The 23498-nt window shown below is 61.5% G+C and carries 24 protein-coding genes; 17 read left to right on the plus strand and 7 right to left on the minus strand.

Annotated features, from left to right (window positions below):
- Nucleotides 1–16: 16 nt before the first annotated feature.
- From era to lepB, 3 genes are all read right to left on the minus strand, one after another.
- Nucleotides 17–913 carry a GTPase Era gene (gene era, locus L1K66_RS09015; RefSeq protein WP_252257569.1) on the minus strand — a complete coding sequence of 299 codons (897 nt, stop codon included), beginning with the start codon at nt 911–913 and terminating at the stop codon, nt 17–19.
- A 76-nt stretch (nt 914–989) separates the two neighbouring features.
- Nucleotides 990–1691 (minus strand): ribonuclease III, encoded by a 702-nt coding sequence (gene rnc, locus L1K66_RS09020; protein ID WP_252257570.1) that lies wholly within the window; start codon nt 1689–1691, stop codon nt 990–992.
- On the minus strand, nt 1688–2530 hold the full coding sequence (lepB, locus tag L1K66_RS09025; RefSeq protein ID WP_252257571.1) for a signal peptidase I: 843 nt from the start codon (nt 2528–2530) through the stop codon (nt 1688–1690). Before lepB ends, rnc begins: the two co-directional genes overlap by 4 nt.
- Before the next feature lie 50 nt (nt 2531–2580).
- On the opposite strand from lepB, the gene pgi reads away from it, so the two are divergent.
- The 17 genes from pgi (at nt 2581) to L1K66_RS09110 (ending at nt 20476) form a co-directional block, all read left to right on the plus strand.
- Nucleotides 2581–4134 (plus strand): glucose-6-phosphate isomerase, encoded by a 1554-nt coding sequence (pgi, locus tag L1K66_RS09030; RefSeq protein ID WP_252257572.1) that lies wholly within the window; start codon nt 2581–2583, stop codon nt 4132–4134.
- A gap of 299 nt (nt 4135–4433) precedes the next feature.
- Nucleotides 4434–4850 (plus strand): hypothetical protein, encoded by a 417-nt coding sequence (locus L1K66_RS09035; protein WP_252257573.1) that lies wholly within the window; start codon nt 4434–4436, stop codon nt 4848–4850.
- Between the two features lie 233 nt (nt 4851–5083).
- The gene (locus L1K66_RS09040) at nt 5084–6523 is read left to right on the plus strand and encodes a DEAD/DEAH box helicase (RefSeq protein WP_252257574.1); all 1440 of its coding nucleotides are present in this window, start codon (nt 5084–5086) and stop codon (nt 6521–6523) included.
- 102 nt (nt 6524–6625) lie between these two features.
- Nucleotides 6626–7654 carry a hypothetical protein gene (locus L1K66_RS09045; protein WP_034953720.1) on the plus strand — a complete coding sequence of 343 codons (1029 nt, stop codon included), beginning with the start codon at nt 6626–6628 and terminating at the stop codon, nt 7652–7654.
- 100 nt (nt 7655–7754) lie between these two features.
- Nucleotides 7755–9110 (plus strand): glutathione-disulfide reductase, encoded by a 1356-nt coding sequence (gorA, locus tag L1K66_RS09050; protein WP_252257575.1) that lies wholly within the window; start codon nt 7755–7757, stop codon nt 9108–9110.
- Between the two features lie 8 nt (nt 9111–9118).
- Nucleotides 9119–9841 (plus strand): SDR family oxidoreductase, encoded by a 723-nt coding sequence (locus L1K66_RS09055; RefSeq protein ID WP_252257576.1) that lies wholly within the window; start codon nt 9119–9121, stop codon nt 9839–9841.
- An 88-nt stretch (nt 9842–9929) separates the two neighbouring features.
- Nucleotides 9930–11462 carry an acyl-CoA carboxylase subunit beta gene (locus L1K66_RS09060; RefSeq protein WP_034953726.1) on the plus strand — a complete coding sequence of 511 codons (1533 nt, stop codon included), beginning with the start codon at nt 9930–9932 and terminating at the stop codon, nt 11460–11462.
- A gap of 9 nt (nt 11463–11471) precedes the next feature.
- Nucleotides 11472–12239, plus strand: coding sequence for an Abi-alpha family protein (locus tag L1K66_RS09065; protein ID WP_252257577.1), 768 nt, complete (start codon nt 11472–11474; stop codon nt 12237–12239).
- A complete protein-coding gene (gene mce, locus L1K66_RS09070; protein ID WP_252257578.1) occupies nt 12236–12688 on the plus strand; it encodes a methylmalonyl-CoA epimerase in 453 nt (150 codons plus the stop codon). The genes L1K66_RS09065 and mce overlap by 4 nt, the downstream gene beginning before the upstream one ends.
- 90 nt (nt 12689–12778) lie before the next feature.
- Entirely contained in the window at nt 12779–14932 is a 2154-nt protein-coding gene (gene scpA, locus L1K66_RS09075) for a methylmalonyl-CoA mutase (protein WP_252257579.1), read from the plus strand.
- A 53-nt stretch (nt 14933–14985) separates the two neighbouring features.
- Nucleotides 14986–15372 carry a hypothetical protein gene (locus tag L1K66_RS09080; RefSeq protein ID WP_252257580.1) on the plus strand — a complete coding sequence of 129 codons (387 nt, stop codon included), beginning with the start codon at nt 14986–14988 and terminating at the stop codon, nt 15370–15372.
- Entirely contained in the window at nt 15369–16199 is an 831-nt protein-coding gene (locus L1K66_RS09085; protein ID WP_252257581.1) for an alpha/beta hydrolase, read from the plus strand. The genes L1K66_RS09080 and L1K66_RS09085 overlap by 4 nt, the downstream gene beginning before the upstream one ends.
- A complete protein-coding gene (locus L1K66_RS09090) occupies nt 16200–16994 on the plus strand; it encodes a heme-dependent oxidative N-demethylase family protein (protein ID WP_252257582.1) in 795 nt (264 codons plus the stop codon).
- The gene (locus L1K66_RS09095) at nt 16994–17458 is read left to right on the plus strand and encodes a hypothetical protein (protein ID WP_252257583.1); all 465 of its coding nucleotides are present in this window, start codon (nt 16994–16996) and stop codon (nt 17456–17458) included. The genes L1K66_RS09090 and L1K66_RS09095 overlap by 1 nt, the downstream gene beginning before the upstream one ends.
- The gene (locus L1K66_RS09100; protein WP_252257584.1) at nt 17455–17862 is read left to right on the plus strand and encodes a lysozyme inhibitor LprI family protein; all 408 of its coding nucleotides are present in this window, start codon (nt 17455–17457) and stop codon (nt 17860–17862) included. The genes L1K66_RS09095 and L1K66_RS09100 overlap by 4 nt, the downstream gene beginning before the upstream one ends.
- 85 nt (nt 17863–17947) lie before the next feature.
- Nucleotides 17948–19990: an ATP-binding protein gene (locus L1K66_RS09105; protein WP_252257585.1), complete on the plus strand. Its 2043-nt coding sequence runs from the start codon at nt 17948–17950 to the stop codon at nt 19988–19990.
- A gap of 216 nt (nt 19991–20206) precedes the next feature.
- Nucleotides 20207–20476 (plus strand): hypothetical protein, encoded by a 270-nt coding sequence (locus tag L1K66_RS09110; protein WP_252257586.1) that lies wholly within the window; start codon nt 20207–20209, stop codon nt 20474–20476.
- Here L1K66_RS09110 and L1K66_RS09115 read toward each other — a convergent pair.
- From L1K66_RS09115 to L1K66_RS09130, 4 genes are read right to left on the minus strand one after another with little or no spacing between them, the layout of a single operon-like run.
- Nucleotides 20473–21021: a chloramphenicol phosphotransferase CPT family protein gene (locus tag L1K66_RS09115; protein WP_252257587.1), complete on the minus strand. Its 549-nt coding sequence runs from the start codon at nt 21019–21021 to the stop codon at nt 20473–20475. The two genes, L1K66_RS09110 and L1K66_RS09115, sit on opposite strands and share 4 nt — an antisense overlap.
- Nucleotides 21021–21788, minus strand: coding sequence for a cyclase family protein (locus tag L1K66_RS09120; RefSeq protein ID WP_252257588.1), 768 nt, complete (start codon nt 21786–21788; stop codon nt 21021–21023). Before L1K66_RS09120 ends, L1K66_RS09115 begins: the two co-directional genes overlap by 1 nt.
- Complete coding sequence (gene aroB, locus L1K66_RS09125) at nt 21785–22915, minus strand: 3-dehydroquinate synthase (RefSeq protein WP_252257589.1); 1131 nt, start codon at nt 22913–22915, stop codon at nt 21785–21787. The genes L1K66_RS09120 and aroB overlap by 4 nt, the downstream gene beginning before the upstream one ends.
- Nucleotides 22906–23472 (minus strand): shikimate kinase, encoded by a 567-nt coding sequence (locus L1K66_RS09130; protein ID WP_252257590.1) that lies wholly within the window; start codon nt 23470–23472, stop codon nt 22906–22908. Before L1K66_RS09130 ends, aroB begins: the two co-directional genes overlap by 10 nt.
- Nucleotides 23473–23498: the final 26 nt, after the last annotated feature.

Below are 23498 nucleotides of genomic sequence, written 5' to 3' on the forward strand. Positions count from 1 at the left end.
GCGAACACGCGATGCATCAACGCACCCAGTCCAGCCCCATTTCCTCGAACACTTCCTTGTCCTCCGACCAGTTCTCCAGCACTTTCACGTGCAGGAACAGGTGGACTTTCACGCCCAGAACTTCGCTCAATTCCTTGCGTGCCGCTTCGCCGATCGCCTTGATCCGGCTGCCGCCTTTGCCCAGCACGATGGCGCGCTGGTTGTCGCGGGCGACGACGATCTGCTGGTGGATTTCGAGGCTGCCGTCGGGCCGGGTCTTGTACTGTTCGGGCCGCACCGCGCTGTCATAGGGCAGTTCTTCGTGCAGCTGCTTGTACAGCTGTTCGCGGGTGATCTCCGCCGCCAGCAGGCGCTCGGATGCGTCCGACACCTGATCCTCGGGATACATCCACACCCCTTCGGGCATCGACGCGGCGAGGGCGGCCTTCATTTCCGGCACGCCGTCACCAGTCAGCGCGGAAACGAAGAACACCTCGGCAAAATCGACCTTGGCCGTCAGTTCCTGCGCCAGCGCGAGCAGCGGCTCTTTCTTCGCCCGGTCAACCTTGTTGAGCACGAGGATCTTCTTTTCCGGCCGGCCTGCCAGCGCCTCCAGCAGCGGTTCGAGTTCGTGCCGGCGCTGCTTGATCGGATCGACCAGCAGCAGCACCGCATCCGCGCTTTCCGCGCCTTCCCAGGCGGCGCTGACCATCGCCCGGTCAAGCCGCCGCTTGGGCGCGAAAATGCCGGGCGTGTCGACGAGGATCATCTGCACATTGTCGTGCAGCGCGATCCCCAGCATCCGGGCGCGCGTGGTCTGCGCCTTGGCAGAGGTGATCGCGACCTTTTGCCCGACAAGCTGGTTCACCAGCGTCGATTTGCCCGCATTGGGCGCGCCGATGACGGCGACCATGCCGCATTTCTGTTGGGTCATTGCGTGATTTCCTCGCTGCCATTCCTCCGCTTTGGCGCGGTGCAGTTGTTCCGATTGGTGAGGGTATTCAGACGGTTCAACCGAATTGCTCCAGAAATGCCTGTGCGGCGAGTTTTTCTGCCGCGCCCTTGCTTGATGCGGTGGCTTCGGCCTCGCCGACCTTGTGAATGCTGACCTTGACGGTGAATCGCGCCGCGTGATCGGGGCCGGAACGGTCAATCACCTCGTATCGCGGCATGGCCCGGCGATTGCCCGCCGCCCATTCCTGAAGCGCGCTTTTGGGGTGTTTCGCCTTGCCTGCATCGCCCGCCAGTTCCTTTTCCCACAGGCGATAGATCACGGTGCGGGTCGCGTCATAGCCATTGTCGAGGAAGCTCGCGCCAATGAGGGCCTCCATCACATCGCCAAGGATATTGTCGCTGTCCGCGCCGCCATCCTCGCGCGCCTGCTTGCCCAGCCTTATGTGGTCGGGCACGCCGATGGTACGGGCGATGCGGGCGCAGATCGAACCGCTGACTAGCGCGTTGAGCCGCTGCGAAAGCTGGCCTTCCTGCCCGCGAATGGCGCCGTAAAGCCAGCTTGCGACAGACAGGCCCAGCACCCGGTCGCCCAGGAATTCGAGCCGCTGATAGTCGATGTCGGCTGTTTCGCTGCGCGCCGCATTGCTGCCGGAATTGAAGCTGCCGTGGGTCAGCGCTTCAAGCCACACGGCCTCGTTCTTGACCGCAAAGCCGACGGAATTGAGCCAATCCCTGGTTTCGGGGGGAAGATCGCTCACAGCTGCGATCCGATCCGGTTCCAGCGGGCGGCGGTGAACCATGTCCACGGCTTGATCCATTCCGCGCTGCCATCGGTCGACCACATGATGACGCTGGCCTTGCCCACCAGCATTTCCTGCGGGACGATCCCCACCGCATCGCCGGCGCGCGCTTCGAACCGGCTGTCGCGCGAATTGTCGCGATTGTCGCCCATCACGAACATGTGACCTTCGGGAATGATCCTGGGCCGGATGTTGTCGGCGGGCGTGTTGCCGAAATCGAGCACTTCGTAGCTCGCGCCGCCCGGCAAAGTCTCGCGGAAACGGCGATAGCTGCACACCGGCTCCCCCGCCGCGTTCACCGTCTCGTTCCCGCCCCAGTTGCACGAGGTGTTGACCGAAAGCGGGATCTGGAAATCGCCAAGCGGTTCGCGCGGCACGGGCTCGCCATTGAGCACGATCTGCCCGTCAACCATTGCGACGGTGTCACCCGGCAGTCCGATGACCCGCTTGATGTAATCGGTCTTGTCCACCGGATGCTTGAAGATCACAGTGTCTCCGCGCTCCGGCTGGCTGGCGAGAATGCGGCCAGGAATGAGCGGGGCGTCGAACGGCAGCGAATTGCTGGAATAGCCATAGGGCCACTTGGCTGCGAGCAGGTAATCCCCGTTCCACAGCCGGGGCAGCATGCTTTCCGACGGGATCGAAAACGGCGAGAATACGAAGCTGCGGAACAGCAGCACCGCGATCAACAGCTTTGCGAGGAACCACAGGAAGCTGAGCAGGCTTTCCGGCTTCTGTTCCGGAGCCAAATCCGTGGAAGCAGCGGGCATGCCGGCAGATTGGGTCTTAACATCCATCACCAGTCCCCTTACGCGCCCAGTTAGCCTTGGCAAAGAGGGTTTGCTTGATGACCGATACCGCGAAGACCGACGCCCTTTGGGAGCAATTGCGGGCATTGCCTCGCCCCAGCCTCGGCGAATTGTTCGCCGATGATGCGGACCGGGTGAGCAAGCTCAGCCAAAGGCTCGAATTCGATCTGGGCGAACTTGGCCCGGTGGGCATGCTGCTCGACTGGTCGAAAACCCATCTGGATGACGGGGTGATCGACGCATTCGAGGCGCTGGCCGACGCGAGCGGTTTCGATGCGGCGCGAGACGCGCTTTTCAGTGGCGGGATCGTCAACCCGACCGAAGGACGCCCCGCGACCCACGGAGCCATGCGCGGTAGCGGAACCGATGCGCAGGTCGAAGAGGCCGAGGCGCTGCTGGCGCGCATGGGCATGCTGGTGGAGGCGATTCACGATGGCGCTCTGGGTGAGGTGAAGCACCTGATCCATATCGGTATCGGCGGATCGGCGCTTGGCCCTGATCTGGCGGTGGATGCGCTGACGCGTGATCTGAAGCTTGTGGATGTGCACGTTGTCTCGAACATCGACGGGCTGGCGCTCGAACAGGCCTTTGCCGCTTGCGATCCGGCGACAACCCTGATCGCGGTCGCGTCCAAGACCTTCACCACGATCGAAACGATGACCAACGCCGCCAGCGCGCTGAAATGGCTGGCTGACAACGGCGTGTCTGATCCCGGTGGCCGGGTGATCGCGCTGACGGCCAACCCTGAAGGCGCGGTCGAATGGGGCGTGGACGAAACCCGCGTGCTGCCTTTCCCCGAAAGCGTGGGCGGGCGCTATTCGCTGTGGTCGAGCATTGGTTTCCCCGTGGCTCTGGCTATCGGGATGGAGGAATTCGGCGCCATGCTGGCCGGGGCGCAGGCGATGGACACGCATTTCCGCGAGGCACAAGGCCGCGCCAACGGCCCGCTGCTAGCCGCCTTTGGCGACCTCTATTATGCCCGTGTGCGCGAATGCCAGACGCGCGCGGTGTTCGCCTATGACGAACGGCTCGCACTGCTGCCCGATTATCTCCAGCAGCTTGAGATGGAATCGAACGGCAAGAGCGTAACTAGCGCGGGCAAGCCGGTCAGCCAGCCGACCGCGCCGATCACCTGGGGCGGCGTTGGGACGGACGCGCAGCACGCGGTGTTCCAGTGGCTGCATCAGGGCACGCACCTGATCCCGGTCGATTTCATCGCCAGCATCGCACCCGGTGACGAGTTGGACCCCGCGCATCACAAGGCCTTGCTCGCCAATTGCTTTGCGCAAGGGGCCGCATTGATGGCGGGCGGCAATATGTCGGCTGACGGGAAAGACCCCGCGCGTGCCTTTGCCGGGGATCGCCCATCCGCGATGATCCTGCTCGACGATTGCGATGCTGCAACGTTTGGCGCGCTCATCGCCTTTCACGAGCACCGGACCTTTGCCAATGCCGTGCTGATGGGTATCAATCCGTTCGACCAGTTCGGGGTGGAGTTGGGCAAGAAAATGGCCAAGGCGATCGACAGCGGCGAAGGCGAATTCGACCCCAGCACGGCAGCACTGATGAAGGCCGCGGGCCTTTCAGCCTGAGCGGATCACGATAAAATCGTCTGATGTGACGGGGTCGGGAGTGGCGATCCTGCGGCCTGTTGCATGTGCGCAACGCCGGAATCGGCGGGTGTTACATTGTTGACATGGTGAGGCATCTTATTCCGGGCGAGCGCCATAAAGATTTTACCACGTGAATGATTATGTCGAGTAGACAGGAGTAAGCGCATTCTTGTTGCAACTGCTCACTGCTCCAGAGTCACATTTGCACTTTTGGAGAATCCGCGTAGTTTGTCCCTGTCGCAACCGCCCCTTAACCATCTCCCCACGAGGTCCATCTGATGAACCGCCTTGCCATGCTCCCCGCAGCAGTCCTTGCTCTTGCGCTTTCTCCAGCCGCGCTGGCCAAGGATGACGCCGGTGAGATGGTGCAGCATTCGGCCTCTGGCGAAGCCACGGGTGAGGCGCCGGTCAGGCTGGTTTCGTGGGATGGCGATTTCGAACTGATGAAGACATCGCGCCGCATGCGCGTGTGGCGTTCGCATCTCGCGTATCGGCTGACAGTGGATGCAGAAGGCAACGTGACAGGTTGTGAACTGACCGAGAGTTTTCGCCTGAAGCACGTGACGGATTCGCTCTGCGATGTCTTGTCCGAACATCATCATTTCGAACCCGCACAAAACGCTGCGGGGGAGCCGGTCGAGGGCAGCTATTCCTCGCGTATCGCCTATGCCGACGTGCGCGATCGGCTTGAATAGGCTGCTGCGCCAGCATTGCTGCGCTGCAATATAACTTGACACACGGCGGGGTCGCGCCCATTTGCTCACCAACACGTGATGCAACCTGCCAGCGTGAAGCGGCGGCATAAACTCCGCCCCGGCAGCGTCACGATCCAATCCCTACAGCTTCCCTATTCACGCGGGCGGTTCTCGAAACCCCGCGCTTCGCACGCCCCATTTGCGCGTGCGCACCGCATTTATTGCGAGTATTCATGACACAGTTTTCAGACCTCGGGCTGTCGCAGCCCGTTCTCCAGGCGCTTGATCTCAAGGGCTATTCCACCCCGACCCCGATTCAGGAACAGGCCATTCCGCCGGTTCTGGCGGGCCGCGACCTGCTCGGCATCGCCCAGACCGGGACGGGCAAGACCGCCGCTTTCATGCTGCCCAGCATCGATCGTCTGCGCGAAGCCGACAATCGTATTCCGTTCAAATCCTGCCGCATGCTGGTGCTGGCACCGACGCGCGAACTGGTGATGCAGATCGCCGCCAGCGCAAAGGAGTATGGTGCGCTGGCCGGATTGAAGGTGCAGTCGATCGTCGGCGGCACTTCTGTCGGCAAGGATCGCAACAAGCTGCACCGCGGCACCGACATCCTGATCGCGACGCCGGGCCGCTTGCTCGACCTGATTGACCAGAAGGCCTTCAACCTTTCATCGGTGGAAGTTCTGGTGCTGGACGAAGCCGATCAGATGCTCGACCTCGGCTTCATCCATGCGCTGCGCACCATCAACAAGCTGGTGCCGGCTGAGCGCCAGACCCTGTTCTTCAGTGCCACCATGCCCAAGGCGATCAAGGAACTGGTGAGCGGATACTGCAAGAACCCGGTGCAGGTATCGGTTACCCCTGAAAGCACGACGGCAGAACGGATCGAACAATATCTGTTCATGGTGCAGCAGGACGAAAAGCAGGCGCTGCTCGACCTGATCCTTTCCGGTCGTCATAAGGTGCCCGGCGAGTTCGAGCGGGTGCTGATCTTCACCCGGACCAAACACGGCGCGGACCGGGTGGTGAAGAAGCTGTCGCAGCGCGGGATCGTGGCCAACGCGATCCACGGCAACAAGAGCCAGCCGCAGCGCCAGCGCGCGCTGGACGAATTCCGGCGGGGCAAGACCGCGATCCTCGTCGCCACCGATGTCGCCGCACGCGGGATCGACATTCCCGGCGTCAGCCACGTGATCAATTACGAACTGCCCAACGTGCCCGAACAATATGTCCATCGCATCGGCCGCACAGCGCGTGCGGGCCGCGATGGCGTGGCGATTGCATTCTGCGCCGAGGACGAACGCGCATATTTGAAGGATATCCGCAAGACGACCGGTGCCGAACTGGAGCGCCTGCCGCTGCCCGACAATTTCCGTGCCGTGGTCGAAGGTGTCGGACCAACCAAACCCGAACCTCGCGGAGCCACTCGCGTTTCCGCCAAGAAGATCAGGCCGCGGCCCGCAGGGCAATCGGCTGATCAGGCGAAGGGTGATGGCGCGCCACGTCCGAAGAAGCCGGGCGGCAAACATCCTGCGCGCAAGGGCAAGCCATCGGGGCGTCCCGGTGGCCGTCCGGGCGGCAATTCCGGCCAGCGTTCTGGCGGGAAGCCGGGCGGAATGCGCCGGGGCGGCAAGGGCCAGCGCGGATCGGGATCACGGTCGGCATAAGTTTCAGAAACGGGAGCAATTTTCCTGTCGAAGCTAAGCCAAAATTAAGCATGTCACGCCTATCTGGAGCCTCCGTCGCAAACGAGAGGCCCAGCTAAACCCATGATCCGCACCGATACCACGTTGATTGTCGGGGCCGGTGCGAATCGTGAGATCGAAATGCCCGACGGGCCTGACCTGTTGGCGAAAATCGCTGCGGGCTTTGAATTCGATCGCCTGCATTCGGACGTGAAATCGCGCGATCTGGTGAATTTGGCCAATCTGTTCGAGCGCGTCTCGGATGAAATCGGCCTTTCCTATGATGAACTGGTCGGCGGGGCGATGGCTATCCGCGAAGCCACGATTGTCAGCACCTCGATCGACGCCATCCTTGAACAATATGGGCATGATCCGGCGGTGCTTGCGGCGGGCAAGCTGGCGATTGTCTATTACACGCTTCAGGCGGAATCGAAGTCCACGCTGGCCGCCGAACCGCGCGCTGCGGGTGAGCTTCCGCTGCGCGGCACCGAAAACTGGTTGTACCAGCTCGGCCAGCTGATCGTGAAAGGCGTGCCGCGAGCCAAGGCGGAGGAATGCTTCGAAAAGCTATCGATCGTCTGCTTCAACTATGACCGGGCAATCGAACATTACCTGCCGTGGGTGGTTCAGCGGGCATTCGGCATGACCTATGAGGAATCGTGCGAGCTTGTCGCCGGGCGGCTGCGCATCGTGCACCCCTATGGCGTTGCCGGGCGGTTGCCGTGGCAGGGGGATGAGGAAAACGGCGCGACCTGGGGGCAGGACGATCCGGAAAACATCGTCCAGCTTTCAAAGCGCATCTTCACCGCCAGCCAGCGCGCTGCCTCGCGCCAGTTCCAGTCCTATCTCCGCGCCGAAATGTCGCGCGGGAAACGTCTGGGTTTCCTTGGTTTCGGGTTCGATCCGATGAACGTCGCCATGCTGTTTGACGAGCTCGAACATGACAATCCCGACATGCTGATCAGCCTCGTCGACATCGGCGAAGTGGAGCGCAAGGCGATCCTGCGCCTGATCTATCGCCTCACCGGCATCACCGACGAAAGCCTGATCACGCTGGAAAACATGAAGGCGTTCGAGCTTCTGCGCGATTACGGGCGGTTCCTCGAAAGCTGATCTTTCCTGATCCAAAGCGAATGTCTGCGGGCATCCGGTAACGCGGTTGCCCATATGGGCGAACATGCCCATAGACAGGCCAAATTCGCGAGGAACACAGATGGCTGACACGCAATACGATTTCGACCTATTCACCATTGGCATCGGTTCTGGCGGAACCCGTGCCAGCCGGATCGCGGCAGGACACGGCGCACGTGTTGCCGCCGCCGAGGAATACCGGGTCGGGGGCACCTGCGTGATCCGTGGCTGCGTTCCCAAGAAGATGCTGGTCTATGGTGCGCATTTTGCCGAGGACCTTGTCGATGCGCAGAACTTCGGCTGGACGATCGAGGGCAAGAGCTTCGACTGGGTGAAGCTGCGCGATCATGTGCAGAAGGATATCGATCGGCTCGAAGGGCTGTACGGCGAAACGCTCGACAATCACGGCGTCACCATCTTCCGCGAGCGGGCTGAAATCACCGGCCCGCACGAAATCACGCTGGCGAGCGGCAAGGTTGTCACTGCGAAATACATCCTGATCGCCACCGGCGCGCGTCCGCACATGCCCGATTTCGAAGGTAATGAGCACGCAATCACCTCGAACGAGGCATTCCACCTCGACGAAGTGCCCAAGCGCATACTGATCGCTGGCGGCGGCTATATCGCCACCGAATTCGCCGGCATATTCAACGAATTCGGCAGCAAGGTGACGATCGCCAACCGTTCTGACGTGATCCTGCGCAGCTATGATGCGGCGCTGCGCGACCGGCTGTTGCAGATCTCGCTGACGAAGGGGATCGAGTTCTGCTTCAACACCGAATTCGAATATGTGAAGAAGCAGGAAGACGGCACGCTGCTGGTCAAGCTGACCGGGCATGAGGAGCGCGTTTTCGACCAGGTAATGATCGCGACAGGCCGCGTCCCCAATATCGAAGGGCTGGGCCTTGAAAAGGTCGGCGTCGAACTGGGCGAGCGGGGCCAGATCAAGGTCGATGAATTTTCGAAAACCAATGTCGATTACATCTATGCCGTCGGCGATGTGACTGACCGGGTGCAATTGACCCCGGTGGCAATCCGCGAGGGCCAAGCCTTTGCCGATAGCGTATTCGGGCCGGGCGAACCCTATTCTGTCGACCATTCCTGCATCCCCAGCGCGGTGTTCAGCCATCCACCGATCGCCGCTGTCGGGATGACCGAAGGCGAGGCGCGCAACCATCTGGGCAGCGTCAAAGTGTTCCAGTCCGACTTCCGCCCGATGAAGAACGTCGTCGCAGGCCGGAACGAGCGGGGCCTTTACAAGATGATCGTCGATGCCGCGAATGATCGCATCGTCGGCATTCACATGATCGCGCCCGAAGCGCCGGAAATCATGCAGGCCGCCGCGATTGCCGTGAAAGCCAAGCTGACCAAGGCCGATTTCGATGCGACGGTGGCGATCCACCCGACCATGGCCGAAGAACTCGTGCTGATGAAATAGGGGGCACCATGAACCTATCCGACAAGACCGTACTGCTTACAGGCGGCACCAACGGGATCGGCCGCGAAATCGCGTTACAGCTTCGTGCCAAGGGCGCGCAGGCCGTGCTGACAGGGCGCAACCCTGATCGCGTCGCGGCGATGCGTGCAGAAGGCTTCGAAGTGATCGAGGCAGACCTTTCCAATGCAGCGGGTGTGGACGCTTTGCTGGCGGCATGGGGTGAGCGTGCGATCGATGTCTTGCTCAACAATGCCGGGCAGCTGGTCGATCACGATTTTCGGAAAGGCGTGCCCGATGCCGATGCGGCAGATGCTGCGATCTACGCCAACCTAAACGCCCCGATCCGCCTGATCACCGGGCTGGTCGAAGCGCTCAAGTCGCGGCCCGAAGCAGCCATCGTCAACGTCACCTCCGGCCTTGCCATTTCGCCTGCAGCGCGCACTCCTGTCTACTGCGCGACCAAATCGGGCCTTCGGTTCTACACGCTGGCCTTGCGCGAGCAGTTGAAGGGGACGGGCGTGAAAGTGATCGAGGCGCTGCCACCGGTGGTCGATACGCAGATGAACGATGGCAATCCCATGAAGAAAATGCCCGCCGACGAATGCGCCCGCCAGATCATCGCCGCTATCGAGCAAGGGCGCGACGAAGCCAACATCGGCATGACCAAGGCGCTGCGGATCGCGGAGAGTATTTCTCCGGCTCTGGCCCGCAGTGTCACCCTGAGGTTCTGAACCGACCAGTGATTTTGACACGTTGACCTTGCGGCAAGGCTGCGGCAACGACCCCTGACAAAAGACCCACAAGTCAGGGACGGGACGAATGTCAGCCAATATCGCCGAAATGGAACGCCGCCGCGAAGCCGCCCGCATGGGTGGCGGGCAAAAGCGCATCGACGCACAGCACGCCAAGGGCAAGCTGACCGCGCGCGAGCGGCTCGACGTGCTGCTCGACGAAGGCAGCTTCGAAGAGCTCGACACCTATGTCGAACATGATTGCGTCGATTTCGGCATGGCGGATCAACGCATTCCGGGCGACGGCGTTGTCACCGGCAGCGGCACGATCAACGGGCGGCTGGTTTACGTCTTCAGCCAGGATTTCACCGTCTTCGGCGGCAGTCTGTCGAAACGCCATGCGGAGAAGATCTGCAAGGTGATGGACACCGCGATGAAGGTCGGTGCGCCTGTCATCGGGCTCAACGATTCGGGCGGCGCGCGCATTCAGGAAGGCGTCGCATCGCTTGGCGGCTATGCCGAAGTGTTCCAGCGCAACGTGCTCGCCAGCGGTGTCGTGCCGCAGATCAGCCTGATCATGGGGCCGTGCGCGGGCGGGGCGGTCTATTCCCCGGCGATGACCGACTTCATCTTCATGGTGAAGGACAGCTCCTACATGTTCGTCACCGGCCCGGACGTGGTGAAAACCGTCACCAACGAAGTCGTCACGCAAGAGGAACTGGGCGGCGCGATCACCCATTCGACCAAGACCAGCGTCGCCGATTGCGCGTTCGAGAACGACATCGAGACCCTGCTCGCGACGCGGCGGTTCTTTGACTACCTGCCGCTGTCGAACCGCGAGGACGTGCCGGAGATCCCGACCAGCGATCCGTGGGACCGCGAGGAGCCGAGCCTCGACACGATCATCCCCGACAATGCCAACCAGCCCTATGACATGCACGAAGTGATCGCTAAGACGCTGGACGAGGGCGATTTCTTCGAAATCCAGCCCGGCCACGCGGCGAACATCATTTGCGGGTTTGGCCGGGTCGAAGGGCGCACGGTGGGCGTGGTGGCGAACCAGCCGATGGTGCTGGCGGGTGTGCTCGACATCAATTCGTCAAAGAAAGCCGCGCGTTTCGTGCGGTTCTGCGACGCGTTCGAAATTCCGATCATCACCTTCGTCGATGTGCCCGGCTTCCTTCCCGGCACGGCGCAGGAGCTGGGCGGGATCATCAAGCACGGCGCGAAGCTGCTCTTCGCCTATGCCGAGGCGACCGTGCCCAAGATCACCGTCATTACCCGCAAGGCATACGGCGGGGCCTATGACGTGATGGCATCGAAGCACCTGCGCGGCGACCTCAACTACGCATGGCCCACCGCCGAAATCGCGGTGATGGGCGCGAAAGGCGCGGTGGAGATCATCTTCCGTCAGGATCGCGACGATCCGGCCAAGATCGCCGAAAAGACCAAGGAATACGAAGACCGCTTCGCCAACCCCTTCGTCGCCGCCCAGCGCGGCTATATCGACGAGGTGATCCACCCCAGCTCAACCCGCCGCCGGATCGCCTTGGGCCTACGCAAACTGCGGACGAAGCAGCTGGAGAACCCGTGGAAGAAGCATGACAATATTCCGCTGTGAGGAAAGATTATGGTCGAACCTGTCATTTCAACGGGCGCAGCGCTTGTCGGTGTATCAGCCTGGTTTTTGAATAAGTTATTTGGCCCGTCAGCCGATGCGATCGGCGAAGAAATCAAAAAATATGGGTCCGACCGGCTTGAGAAGATTTTTAAGCGCGCAGAAGAAAAAATGAAGAATGGGGACGTCAATTCTTTACCTCCCGGGTTTGCTGGCCTTCTAATTCAAAAAGCTTCTTTTTCCGAAGACAGTTCCATTCTCACCGACCTTTGGGCTGGCCTAATCTCATCCGCGTCCAAGAATTTTTCGAATAGGCATAGCTTGTATCTCGATATACTATCGCAAATAAGTAGTGAAGACGCTGAAAACCTCTTGAAATTGTACAAAGGCATGTATCAAGAAAATTCAACGACATGGCCTCCGGACAAGGCCCGCTTTATGAGATCGTTGATTTTCAATAGATTTGAAGAAGCCGAAGAAAAAGATTCTGAGAAAGAAATAATGAAGGATTTCCCGGAATTTCCATTTGACGGTTGCGTTATTTACAAGAGATTTGAGACCGTAAGAGAGAAAAGTCACCCGAAAGGGTATCGGCAGATTTGGCGAGGTTACGTCCAAGGTACAAGCATCGATATTTCTTTGATGTCTCTTCAGCGTCAGGCATTAGTACAAGCTTTTGGATTTTCTAAAACAGATAATAATTTGTCAGTTTACTTAGAGGGTTTTGAATTGTCATGGTTAGGAGCCAAATTCGTCTATAATTGCGAGGGAGAGATATGAAACTCGGCCGTCTCAACCACATCGGGGTCGCCACGCCCTCCATCGCGGACTCGATCGCCTTCTACCGCGACGTGATGGGCGCGACGAAGATCCACACGCCGTTCGACCTTGAGGAACAGGGCGTGAAGGTCTGCTTCGTCGACACGCCGGGCGCGGATGGGGCGATGAATGGCACGCAAATCGAACTGATCGAGCCGTTGGGTGAGAATTCCACCCTCGCAGGCTTCCTCGCCAAGAACCCGCTGGGTGGGCAGCATCACGTCTGTTTCGAAGTCCCCGACATCGAAGACGCCCGCGCCGAATTCGAGGCATTGGGCAAGCGCATCCTCGGCCCCACGCGCATCGGGGCGCACGGCACGCCTATCTTTTTCGTCCATCCCAAGGACATGCAGGGCATGCTTACCGAAATCATGGAAACGCCCAAGGACGACGGGCACTGGTCTAACTGAATTTTCCTGTCACCCCTGCGCAAGCTGGGGTCTCCGGCCGCCCGAGATGCCAGCTTTCACTGGCATGACGATTATGCTTAGAGGCATCGCATGACCGACAAACCCACCACCGCCGATTGGCAATCGCTCGCAGACAAGGAAGTGAAGGGCCGCGATCTTACCCGCGCCATGCCCGAAGGCTTCACGATCAAGCCGCTTTACACCGAGGCCGATCACGCAGGCTTCGATCCCGGTCTGCCCGGTTTTGCGCCGTTCACCCGAGGCGTGAAGGCAAGCATGTATGCGGGGCGCCCGTGGACGATCCGGCAATATGCGGGCTTTTCCACCGCCGAGGAATCCAACGCCTTTTACCGCCGCAATCTGGCGATGGGGCAAAAGGGGCTGTCGGTCGCTTTCGATCTTGCCACCCACCGCGGCTATGACAGCGATCACCCGCGCGTGACCGGCGATGTCGGCAAGGCAGGGGTCGCAATCGACACCGTGGCCGACATGGAAGTGCTGTTCGACCAGATCCCGCTCGATACCATGTCCGTTTCCATGACGATGAACGGCGCGGTGATCCCGGTGATGGCGTTCTACATCGTCGCGGCGGAACGTCAGGGCGTTTCGCAAGCGCAGCTTTCAGGCACGATCCAGAACGACATCCTGAAAGAGTTTATGGTCCGCAACACCTACATCTATCCGCCCGAACCATCGATGCGGATCGTTTCGGACATTATCGCATACACTTCGGCCAACATGCCGAAATTCAACAGCATTTCGATTTCGGGCTATCACATGCACGAAGCCGGGGCGACAGCGGTGCAGGAGCTTGCCTTCACCATCGCCGACGGCAAGGAGTACGTCACCCGTGCATGTGCCAGCGGGCTGGATATTGATGCCTTTGCTGGGCGGCTGTCGTTCTTCTTCGGCATCGGCATGAACTTCTTCATGGAGATCGCCAAGCTGCGCGCCGCGCGCACGCTGTGGTACCGGGTGATGGATGGCCTTGGCGCGCAGGATGAACGCTCCAAGATGCTGCGCACCCACTGTCAGACGAGCGGCGTGTCCTTGCAGGAGCAGGACCCCTACAACAACGTCATGCGCACCACGATCGAGGCGATGGCGGCGGTGCTGGGCGGCACGCAATCGCTCCACACCAACGCGCTGGACGAAGCCATAGCGCTACCGACCGATTTCAGCGCCCGCATCGCGCGCAACACCCAGCTGGTGCTGCAAGAGGAAAGCGGGATCACCGACGTGGTCGATCCGCTCGGCGGCTCGCATTACATCGAGGCGCTGACAGCGACGCTGGTGGAGGAAGCCGAGAAGCTGATCGCAGAAGTGGACGCAGCCGGCGGCATGACCGCCTATGTCGCCACCGGCGCTCCCAAGGCCGCGATCGAGCGCGCGGCAGCGGAAAAGCAGACCAAGGTCGACAAGGGCGAAACCGTGATCGTCGGGGTCAACAAGTACCGCAAGGACAAGGAAGACCCGATCGACACGCTCGACATCGACAACCAGAAAGTGCGCGCCGGGCAGATCGCTCGCATCGAGCGGGTGCGTGGCGGTCGTGACGAGGCGGCATGCCGCGCGGCGCTGGCTGCGCTGACCGATGGCTGCAAGAGCGGGGCGAACGTGCTTGCGCTGGCGGTAGAGGCTGCACGCACCGACGCGACGCTGGGCGAGATTTCGGCCGCGATGGAAGAGGTGTTCGGCCGCCACGATGCGACGCCCGCGCCGGTGAAGGGTGTTTACAAGAGCGCCTATGAATTCGATCGCCGCTGGGCGCAGGTGACGGACGGTGTGGATGCCGTGGCGCGCCGCCTTGGCCGGGCTCCGCGCATCATGGTCGCCAAGATGGGCCAGGACGGCCACGATCGCGGCGCAAACGTGATCGCCAGCGCGTTCAGCGACATGGGCTTTGATGTCGTCTCCGGCCCGCTGTTCCAGACCCCTTCCGAAGCCTGCGCAATGGCGCTGGAGCATGACGTTGACGTGGTTGGCGCATCGAGCCTTGCGGCAGGTCACAAGACCCTGATTCCCGAACTGATCCGGTTGCTCAAGGAAGCGGGCCGCGGCGACATCAAGGTGACGGCAGGCGGCGTGATCCCCCCGCAGGACTATGATTTCCTGCGCGAAGCAGGGGTGCAGGGTATCTACGGGCCGGGTTCGAACGTGGTCGAATGCGCGGCGGATATTCTCGTGCTGCTCGGCCACAACATGCCGCCATTAGGCGAGGGATTGGACGAGGCGGCGGAGTGAGATCGAAGCCTCTTGCGGTGGTTGTGTCTGCGCTTGGCGTGGCAACCGCCGCTATGAGTTCGCCTGTTCTCGCTTGCCCGAGCCTGACGCCGGAAGGCCTCGCGCAATTCCAGCGATACAAGACCCGGTATCTGGCCGAAGAAAGCGACAAGAGGATCACTGGAACCTTCCATCTTGAAGGGGAAGTCGTCGAGGAGGAATGGGATTCCCAAGCGCGGATCGGATATGTTGACGTCACAACCCGCAGGGGAATGCGCCGATACCGGATTTACCTCAGAGACGTGATCAATTGCGGCTTTCCAAATTACTACGTGCAGGATGGAGAGCGCGGAATTTTCTATCTGAAAAGGGACGAAGACCCCGATCCCGATGATCTTGAAGACGGGGTGATCGACAACTTCAGCTTCGTCCACTTCGAGCCACGTGGGGCGAGAAAGTGATTGATTTGATCCTCGCGGGGGCGGCAGCTGCCATGGCTCCGGCAGAGCTGGAACCGCAGCCCGTCACGATTGGCGAAGCGTATACGCTTGAGGCAGTCGGGTCAGAACGCGCGGTCAACGTCATCCTGCCGCCCGATTACGCGGCGGAGCCGGATCGGCGCTGGCCGGTGGTCTATATGCTCGACGGCGCGATCACGCAGGATCTGATGATGGGGGTCGGCCTGATGCGCTGGGGCGCGCTGTGGGGGCGCAGCCGGGATGCGATTGTCGTCGGGATCGAGACGAAGGATCGCCAGCGCGAATTGCTGCCGCCCACCGGCGATGCTGCAGAACGCGAACGTTATCCGACCGCCGGGGAAAGCGCCGCGTTCCGGCAATGGCTTACCGAGGTGGTCAAGCCGATGGTCGAGGCGCGTTATCGCCACGATGGCACCGCCGTTCTGGTGGGCGAAAGTGCGGCGGGGCATTTCGTGGTTGAGACATGGGCCGATCCGCCCGCGATGTTCACCGGCTACGCCGCGATCTCGCCCAGCCTGCAATGGGATTTCGAGGCGCTGAGCCGCCGCGATCCGGGTGATGCCGTCCGTCCGCCGATCTACCTCAGCCTCGCGGATGAAGGGGGCGCGACGGAAAGCGGGATGGAGCGGCTACTGGCGAGCCTTCCCGAAAGCCAGGCCTTCTGCTTTTCGTATCGCCGCACGGAGCTGGTCCACGCCAACAGCCTCCACGGCCTTCTGCCCGAGGCGCTGCAATATCTGCTGGCAACCGATGCGGATTGGCTGGAGGAATATGGCATGGTGCTGCGCTGCGAACGGCGAGGCGGCTGAATGTCGCTCGGCTTCTCCGTCGACTCGCTGCTGCCCAAGGCGCGCGGCGGAGGGCAGTTGCGCATGGGGCTGGTCAAGCTGACGGAAGAGCAATGGCTTCAGCCCGAACCCGACCTTGCGGCGCGGAAACATGGCTTTGCCGACTGGCCCGAAGGGATCGCGCTTACCCGCTATGCCGAGGCGCCGGGGCGGGAGCTGGCCGCGATGCTCGGCACCGATGGCGGATTGCCCGAGGCCGCGCTGGCCGCGCATGAGGACATGTGCCTGCTGCAACGTTTCGCGGATGAGGATTACTACCGCCTGATCGGCGCGGCGGTGGCGTGGCCATCGGACTGGCATCCCAAGGACAAGCTCGGCCTGCCGCTCCGAGCGCTGCACGCGCCGATTGCGGGTTATGAGGAGCAATTGGCGAGCGGGGTCGACCGCTTCATGGAAACGCTGCGCCCCGGCCCGATCTATGCGCGCTGCAACTGGTTCATCGCCGCGACGGGAGAGCGCCGCTGGATCGCCGACAGGCCCCCGCAAGAGGCCTTTGCCCATGTCACTCCGGAGAACGCTGGCGAGACGCTGTTCGTGCGTTCCGAACGCCAGACCCTGCGCCGCCTTCCTGAAACGGGGGCGATCCTGTTCACCATCGGCATCTATGTCGAACCGCTCGGTGCGCTGTCTGCGGACAATATCGCCATGCTGGGCCGCGCGGTGCAAACGCTTGTCAGCGGCGAAGGCGACCGGCGCGGGGCGCCCGCCTATGTTTCGGCTTTGTCCGGATATGCCGATGCAGTAGAACACAAATAGTGAACCGCCTCTTGCCTGTTGCGTTTGCCATTGCGGCCCTTTCGGCTCCGACTGCCGGGCTCGCCTGCGGTCAGGCAAGCGACCGTGTCATTGCCGAACGCCAGCAGGAGTTGGACAGTTTCCGAAAGGTCAAAGGCACCTTCCGGATAATCGAGCGGATCGAGACGCCTTTCGTCGACTACGAAGGAAACCCTCAGGTCGGCGTTACCCTGATTGGCCGGATCGAAACCCCGCGCGGGACCGGGTGGAACACGATCCACTCTTTCCAACAAGACCTGATCGTGATGTGCACGCGCTTCTTTCAGCCTCAGGTCGAAGGAGCGGGCGTGTTCTTTATCGAGCGGAGCGCAGTTCCCGACGAAAGCATTCCTGATGCGCCCGACAGGACCGGCAATTTCTACGAAATGCGCCACTATGACGTAGACCGATTTGTGCCCAATTGGCGAACCAGAGGTGACCAATGACCTGGATTTCCCTGATGTTGCTGATCGCTGCACCCGGCGATGACTTGCCTGAATGCAACGAGCAGGCAGCGGAAATGGGCGTGCAGCAGGAAATGAACATTTGCGCCCATCGCGACTATTTGATCGCGGACGCGGCGCTCAACGCGCAATGGCGTTTGACCCGGCAGACAATGCAGGAGCGCGACAGCGAGGCCGAAAAACCCGATTGGGACGAACGTCCGGGCTATTTCGACACTTTGCTGGAGGCGCAGCGCGCCTGGATCGCCTATCGCGACGCGCATTGCCGGTCGGAGGGTTACTCGGCGCGCGGCGGCAGTCTTGAGCCGCTGCTGGTATCGACCTGCAAGATCCATCTGACCGAACTGCGCACGGCCCAGTTGCGCGAACTGGCCGAAACCTATTGAGGCAAGGCAAATCAGCTAGGTTGCGCCGCTCGCAACTGCGCGGCATAGGCCTTTGCCAACCCCGAATTCCTCGCGTGGAGAGACGATGTTTTCGAAGATACTGATTGCCAACCGCGGTGAGATTGCCTGCCGCGTGATCCAGACCGCCCGCAAGATGGGCATTGCGACCGTCGCGGTCTATTCCGACGCGGATCGCAATGCGCCGTTTGTGCGGATGGCGGACGAGGCGGTCCATATCGGCGCTTCGCCCGCGGCGGAAAGCTATCTGATCCCGGAAAAGATCATCGCTGCGTGCAAGCAGACCGGGGCCGAAGCCGTGCATCCCGGCTATGGCTTCCTGTCCGAGCGCGCGAGCTTCGTCGAGGCGCTTGAGGCGGAGAATATCGCCTTCATCGGCCCGCCCGCCGGAGCCATCGCTGCGATGGGGGACAAGATCGAATCGAAGAAGCTGGCAAAGGAAGCGGGCGTCAACGTCGTCCCCGGCTTCGTCGGCGAAATCCGCGACACCGATCACGCGGTCGAGATTTCGAACGACATTGGCTATCCGGTGATAATGAAGGCTTCTGCCGGGGGCGGGGGCAAGGGGATGCGCCTTGCATGGTCCGAAGCGGACGTGCGCGAAGGGTTCGAGGCTACCAAGCGCGAAGGCCTCAATTCATTCGGCGACGATCGCGTTTTCATCGAGAAATTCATCGAAAACCCGCGCCACATCGAAATCCAGATCCTCGGCGACAAGCACGGCAACATCCTCTACCTGAACGAGCGCGAATGCTCGATCCAGCGGCGCCACCAGAAAGTGGTCGAAGAAGCGCCTTCGCCCTTCGTTACGCCCAAGATGCGCAAGGCGATGGGCGAACAATGCGTCGCTCTGGCCCGTGCGGTGGATTATCACTCCGCCGGGACGGTCGAACTGATCGTCAGCGGTGCGGACCCGACGGGCGAGAGCTTCTACTTCCTTGAAATGAACACCCGGCTTCAGGTGGAACACCCCGTGACAGAGGCGATCACGGGCGTTGATCTGGTCGAACAGATGATCCGCGTGGCTGCCGGTGAGAAGCTGGAGCTGACGCAGGACGACATCGGCATCGACGGCTGGTCGATCGAGAACCGCGTCTACGCCGAAGACCCCTATCGCGGGTTCCTGCCATCAACCGGACGGCTGGTGCATTATTCGCCCACGGTTCCGGGTTGGACCGATGACGGAGAGGTTGCAGGCAAGCCGCGGCGCGGGGTCGCACATGGCGTGGGTAGCGTGCGCGTCGACGATGGCGTGTTCGAAGGCGGCGAGGTCTCGATGTTCTACGACCCGATGATCGCCAAGCTGATCACCTGGGCACCGACCCGCGAAGAGGCGGCGGATTTGCAGATCGAGGCGCTCGACCGGTTCCGCATCAAGGGGCTGGGCCACAATGTCGATTTCCTCAGCGCGATCATGCAGCACCCGCGCTTCCGCTCGGGCGAGCTGACCACGGGTTTCATCGCGGAAGAATACCCCGATGGCTTCCACGGTGCGGCCATCAGCGAGGACTTCCAGCGGATGCTCGCGGCGATCTGTGCGGGCAATGAATTCACCTGGCAGAGCCGGGCGCGGCGCATTTCGGGCCAGCTTGACGGGGCGCTGGCTGTCACCAGCGAATGGATGGTGAAGATCGGCGATACGCGGCACGAAGTCATCCTGGGTGATGGCCATGCCATGGTTGACGGGCACCGTGTCGAAGGGAACTGTGACTGGCTGCCCGGCATGTCGCAGGCGACGGCCACCACCGCAGACGGCGCGACCTATGGCCTGATCGTCGAACGCGACGGTGCGAACTGGATCATCACGACCCGCGGCGCTGCCACCCGCGCACTGGTGCTGCCGCTGCGGCTGGCCAGCCACGAAAGCCGGATGATCGAAAAAATCCCGCCGGATCTGTCCAAGCTGCTGATCTGCCCGATGCCGGGGATGCTGGTGAAGCTGCACGTTGGCGAGGGAGACGAAGTTCAGCCCGGTCAGCCGCTCGCCACGGTCGAAGCGATGAAGATGGAAAACATCCTGCGCGCCGAAAAGGAAGGCGTGATCGCGAAGATCAACGCGAACGAGGGTGAGAGCCTCGCGGTTGACGCGGTGATTCTGGAACTTGAGTAGACGGGTCGCGAGCAGGATTGCCCACAACTTTCCTGCTGGCGAAATTCTATTTCAAACGCCTGTTATTAATCCGCTTCCTCATTGTACGCGGACGACGAAAGCCGTGGAAACAGCGGCTTTCTCCACAGCTGCACTTTCTACAGGATGGGTTTTGTAGGACAATTCAAGTGCTGATTCGGACTGTGTCCGCATGATCAACCTGTGGGGGATTTGATTATGGCTAAGAAAGGCACTGGATACTTCGACCGCAAGGGGCATTTCTTCAAAACCCCGCGCGATGCGACTGTCAGCGATCTTGCCGCATTGCTGGGCCAGATCGGCGAGGGCGAAAGCCTTGCGCCGGGGATCGCGCACATGCTGCTGGACCGCCTGACGGAAATTGAGCGGCTGTTTGCCGAACATGACGAGATGCTCGCCGAACACGAAGCGGCGAAGGATGCCGATCTGGGCGACAAGGTTACGAAACTGCCGCGGCCTGCGGGTTAAGCTGCGATCCGTTCCAGAATCAGCCGCGCCAGAGCATCCGGCGTCTGTGCGTGGGTATCGACTTCCAAATCATAGCTGATGCCATTGTGCACGCGTTGGGACTGCTCGCACGCAAGCCCGATGAGCCGATCCCCGCGCTCTCTTTCCCGCCGCTTAAGCTCCGACAGCGGGGCATCGACTTTCACGACAAGGCAGTTGTTCCCCAAGCGCGCACGGTAATCCGCTATCGTGTCCGCTTTGGCAACCTCATCCACGATGACGTTGAAGCCGGTTTCCGAAAGCCCTCTGACAAGACGGCGCATTTCCAGCAGCAATGCCTCGCCCGAAGGCCCGTTTGTCATCTGAGGCAAGACTTCGCCTTCGCGGCTGACTTCGGCCATGGGAAACCACTCGCGGTCGAATTCACGCCCGTCGGGCAACATGGCGATGAAATTGTCCATCGCCACATGCAGCCAGATTTCGTGCGAGTATTTCTGGATCGCCTTGGCGAGCGTGGTCTTGCCCGAACTGCTGACCCCGTTGAGGATGATGACGGTCTTTGGCATCAGTCGACAATCGCCACGGCGCGGATCCAGCCTGCGCTGGCGCGTTCGATCTTCACCGGGAAGCAGCTGAACATGAAGCCGTGCAGGGGCAGGCTTTCGAGATTGGTCAGCTTTTCGATCTGGTAATAGGGTCGGATGCGCCCGGCCTTGTGGCCTTCCCAGATGATCGCCGGATCGCGGCTTTCAGCCCAGCGTTTCGCCGTGTGGCTGAAGGGCGCGTCCCAGCTCCACGCGTCGGTGCCGACCACTTCGACCCCGCGCTGCGTCAGCCACAGCGTCGCTTCGGCGCCCAGGCCTACGCCTTGGTCGGTGAAATTGTCGGTGCCATAAACCGCGCCTGACTGAACCAGCACGATGTCGAGCGGTTGCAGATCGTATCCGATACGCGCCAATTCCGCTTCCACCTCCGCCGCGCTGACCACATGGCCGTGGGGCAGGTGCGAGAAATCGAGCTTCACGCCGGGGCGGAAAAACCGGTCCAGCGGAGCCTCGTCAATGCTGGGGGCGGGGGATGCACCGTCATCGGTGGTCGAATGGTAATGCCACGGCGCGTCCATGTGGGTGCCGTTATGCGTGCTGAGTTCGAGCATCTCGACCGCCCAGCCTTCGCCATCGGGCAGGTCGTCCTTTTCCAGCCCCGGAAAGAACATCGCGATCTGCGCCCAAGTGTCCTGATGCGTCATGTAGGTCACTTTGGGCCGCATGACTTCGGGATCGGAGATCACGTCCTTGGTGATCGGGATCGACAGATCGACGAAGCGGGTCATTCAAGCTCCCCATCCAGAAACGCGGCGACATCCGCCAGTGCGACATCGCGCGCCATGTAGGCTGCGCCAATTCCCTTCATCAGCAGGAAAGGAAGGGTGCCGGAGCTTTCCATCTTCTTGTCGTGAAGCATGTGATCGACCAGCCGCCGTCCGTCGCAATCCATGCCGAGCGTTCCGATTTCCGGCGGCAGGCCCGCAGCGGCGATGGCGCTGGCGGTGCGCTCTGCCTCCGCTTGTGAAAGCTCGCCTCGCCTCGCCGAATATCGCGCAGCCAACACCATGCCCAGCGCCACGGCTTCGCCATGCAGCAGCCTGTCGGAAAAGCCCGTTTCCGCCTCAAGCGCGTGGCCGAATGTGTGGCCGAGATTGAGCAAAGCGCGCACCCCGCTCGTCTCGCGCTCGTCCTCGGCCACGATGCGGGCCTTGGCGCGGATCGATGTGGCGACGGCTTGGTTCAAGGCCTCGGGATCGCGTGCCAGTACCCTGCCGCCGTTTGCCTCCAGCCATGCGAAGAATTCGGCATCGCCAAGCAGGCCGTATTTGAGGACCTCGGCATAACCGGCGCGCATCTCGCGGTCGGGCAGGGTGTCGAGCGTCGCGGTGTCCGCCAGCACCAGCGAGGGCTGGTGAAAGGCGCCGATCAAATTCTTGCCCGCGGCGGTGTTGATCGCGGTCTTCCCGCCGACCGAAGAATCGACCTGCGAGAGAAGTGTCGTGGGTATCTGCACAAATCCGCAGCCACGCTTCAGAATCGCGCAGGCAAAGCCGACAAGATCGCCGACTACGCCGCCACCCAGCGCGAAGACGTGATCGCTGCGGGTAATGCCGAGGCCGAGCAGCCAGTCGGTCAACCGCGCAAGGCTGTCCCAGCTTTTCGAAGCTTCGCCCGAGGCGACTTCATACCATGCGATCTCATAGCCGTTGCTGGCGAGCGAGCGGGCAAGGCGTTCCCCGTGATACTTGCGGGCATTCACGTCCGCCACCACCGGCACTGTGCGCCCGGCATAGGGTTCGATGAATTTGCGCGCCTGTACGATTGCGTCGTCGAGCAAGCCCTGTCCGATCAGCACGTCGTAGGATCGCCCGCCCAATTCGACCCGGACGGGTGGCGGGTTGGTCACAGCCATTTGTCTATCGCCTCGATAATGGAACGCGCCGTGTCCTTGTGCGGGGCGTTGTCGCTTGTCACGCGGATATGCGCCTGCGCGTAGAATTCGCGCCGTTTTTCCATGAGATCGGTCAGGATCTGCTTGGGATCGCCGTTTCTCAACAACGGGCGGGTGTTGCGGCGCGCGGTACGCTCCACCAGCGTGTCGATATCGCAATCGATCCACACTGCGACGGCGCGTTCAAGGATCAGCGCACGCGTTTCCGGATCGACGAAGGCGCCGCCCCCGGTGGCAATCACCCCGCGTTCCTCTTCGATCAGGCGCGTGATAACGCGGCGTTCCCCGTCGCGGAAATAGGCTTCGCCGAATTCGTCGAAGATTTCCGGGATCGAACGCTGCGCCGCTTCTTCGATCGCGTCGTCGGCATCGACAAATTTGCGGCCCAGCATCCCGGCAAGCCTGCGCCCCACTGTCGACTTGCCAGCCCCCATCAGGCCGACCAGCACGACAGGCCGATCCAGCCTTGCGGCCACATCGGCAATATCCTTGCGGGTCAAACTTGCGTTACCAGTCATTGCGGCTTGGCCTATAGATGGGGTAG

This window comes from Erythrobacter aurantius, from assembly GCF_023823125.1.
Classification (GTDB): Bacteria; Pseudomonadota; Alphaproteobacteria; order Sphingomonadales; family Sphingomonadaceae; genus Erythrobacter; species Erythrobacter aurantius.

Bases quoted from the DNA above. Each gene is read 5' to 3' on its own strand.
- era (WP_252257569.1), bottom strand. From the start codon at position 913: ATGACCCAACAGAAATGCGGCATGGTCGCCGTCATCGGCGCGCCCAAT.
- lepB (WP_252257571.1), bottom strand. From the start codon at position 2,530: ATGGATGTTAAGACCCAATCTGCCGGCATGCCCGCTGCTTCCACGGAT.
- pgi (WP_252257572.1), top strand. From the start codon at position 2,581: ATGACCGATACCGCGAAGACCGACGCCCTTTGGGAGCAATTGCGGGCA.
- L1K66_RS09035 (WP_252257573.1), top strand. From the start codon at position 4,434: ATGAACCGCCTTGCCATGCTCCCCGCAGCAGTCCTTGCTCTTGCGCTT.
- L1K66_RS09040 (WP_252257574.1), top strand. From the start codon at position 5,084: ATGACACAGTTTTCAGACCTCGGGCTGTCGCAGCCCGTTCTCCAGGCG.
- L1K66_RS09045 (WP_034953720.1), top strand. From the start codon at position 6,626: ATGATCCGCACCGATACCACGTTGATTGTCGGGGCCGGTGCGAATCGT.
- gorA (WP_252257575.1), top strand. From the start codon at position 7,755: ATGGCTGACACGCAATACGATTTCGACCTATTCACCATTGGCATCGGT.
- L1K66_RS09055 (WP_252257576.1), top strand. From the start codon at position 9,119: ATGAACCTATCCGACAAGACCGTACTGCTTACAGGCGGCACCAACGGG.
- L1K66_RS09060 (WP_034953726.1), top strand. From the start codon at position 9,930: ATGTCAGCCAATATCGCCGAAATGGAACGCCGCCGCGAAGCCGCCCGC.
- L1K66_RS09065 (WP_252257577.1), top strand. From the start codon at position 11,472: ATGGTCGAACCTGTCATTTCAACGGGCGCAGCGCTTGTCGGTGTATCA.
- mce (WP_252257578.1), top strand. From the start codon at position 12,236: ATGAAACTCGGCCGTCTCAACCACATCGGGGTCGCCACGCCCTCCATC.
- scpA (WP_252257579.1), top strand. From the start codon at position 12,779: ATGACCGACAAACCCACCACCGCCGATTGGCAATCGCTCGCAGACAAG.
- L1K66_RS09080 (WP_252257580.1), top strand. From the start codon at position 14,986: ATGAGTTCGCCTGTTCTCGCTTGCCCGAGCCTGACGCCGGAAGGCCTC.
- L1K66_RS09090 (WP_252257582.1), top strand. From the start codon at position 16,200: ATGTCGCTCGGCTTCTCCGTCGACTCGCTGCTGCCCAAGGCGCGCGGC.
- L1K66_RS09100 (WP_252257584.1), top strand. From the start codon at position 17,455: ATGACCTGGATTTCCCTGATGTTGCTGATCGCTGCACCCGGCGATGAC.
- L1K66_RS09105 (WP_252257585.1), top strand. From the start codon at position 17,948: ATGTTTTCGAAGATACTGATTGCCAACCGCGGTGAGATTGCCTGCCGC.
- L1K66_RS09110 (WP_252257586.1), top strand. From the start codon at position 20,207: ATGGCTAAGAAAGGCACTGGATACTTCGACCGCAAGGGGCATTTCTTC.
- L1K66_RS09115 (WP_252257587.1), bottom strand. From the start codon at position 21,021: ATGCCAAAGACCGTCATCATCCTCAACGGGGTCAGCAGTTCGGGCAAG.
- L1K66_RS09120 (WP_252257588.1), bottom strand. From the start codon at position 21,788: ATGACCCGCTTCGTCGATCTGTCGATCCCGATCACCAAGGACGTGATC.
- aroB (WP_252257589.1), bottom strand. From the start codon at position 22,915: ATGGCTGTGACCAACCCGCCACCCGTCCGGGTCGAATTGGGCGGGCGA.
- L1K66_RS09130 (WP_252257590.1), bottom strand. From the start codon at position 23,472: ATGACTGGTAACGCAAGTTTGACCCGCAAGGATATTGCCGATGTGGCC.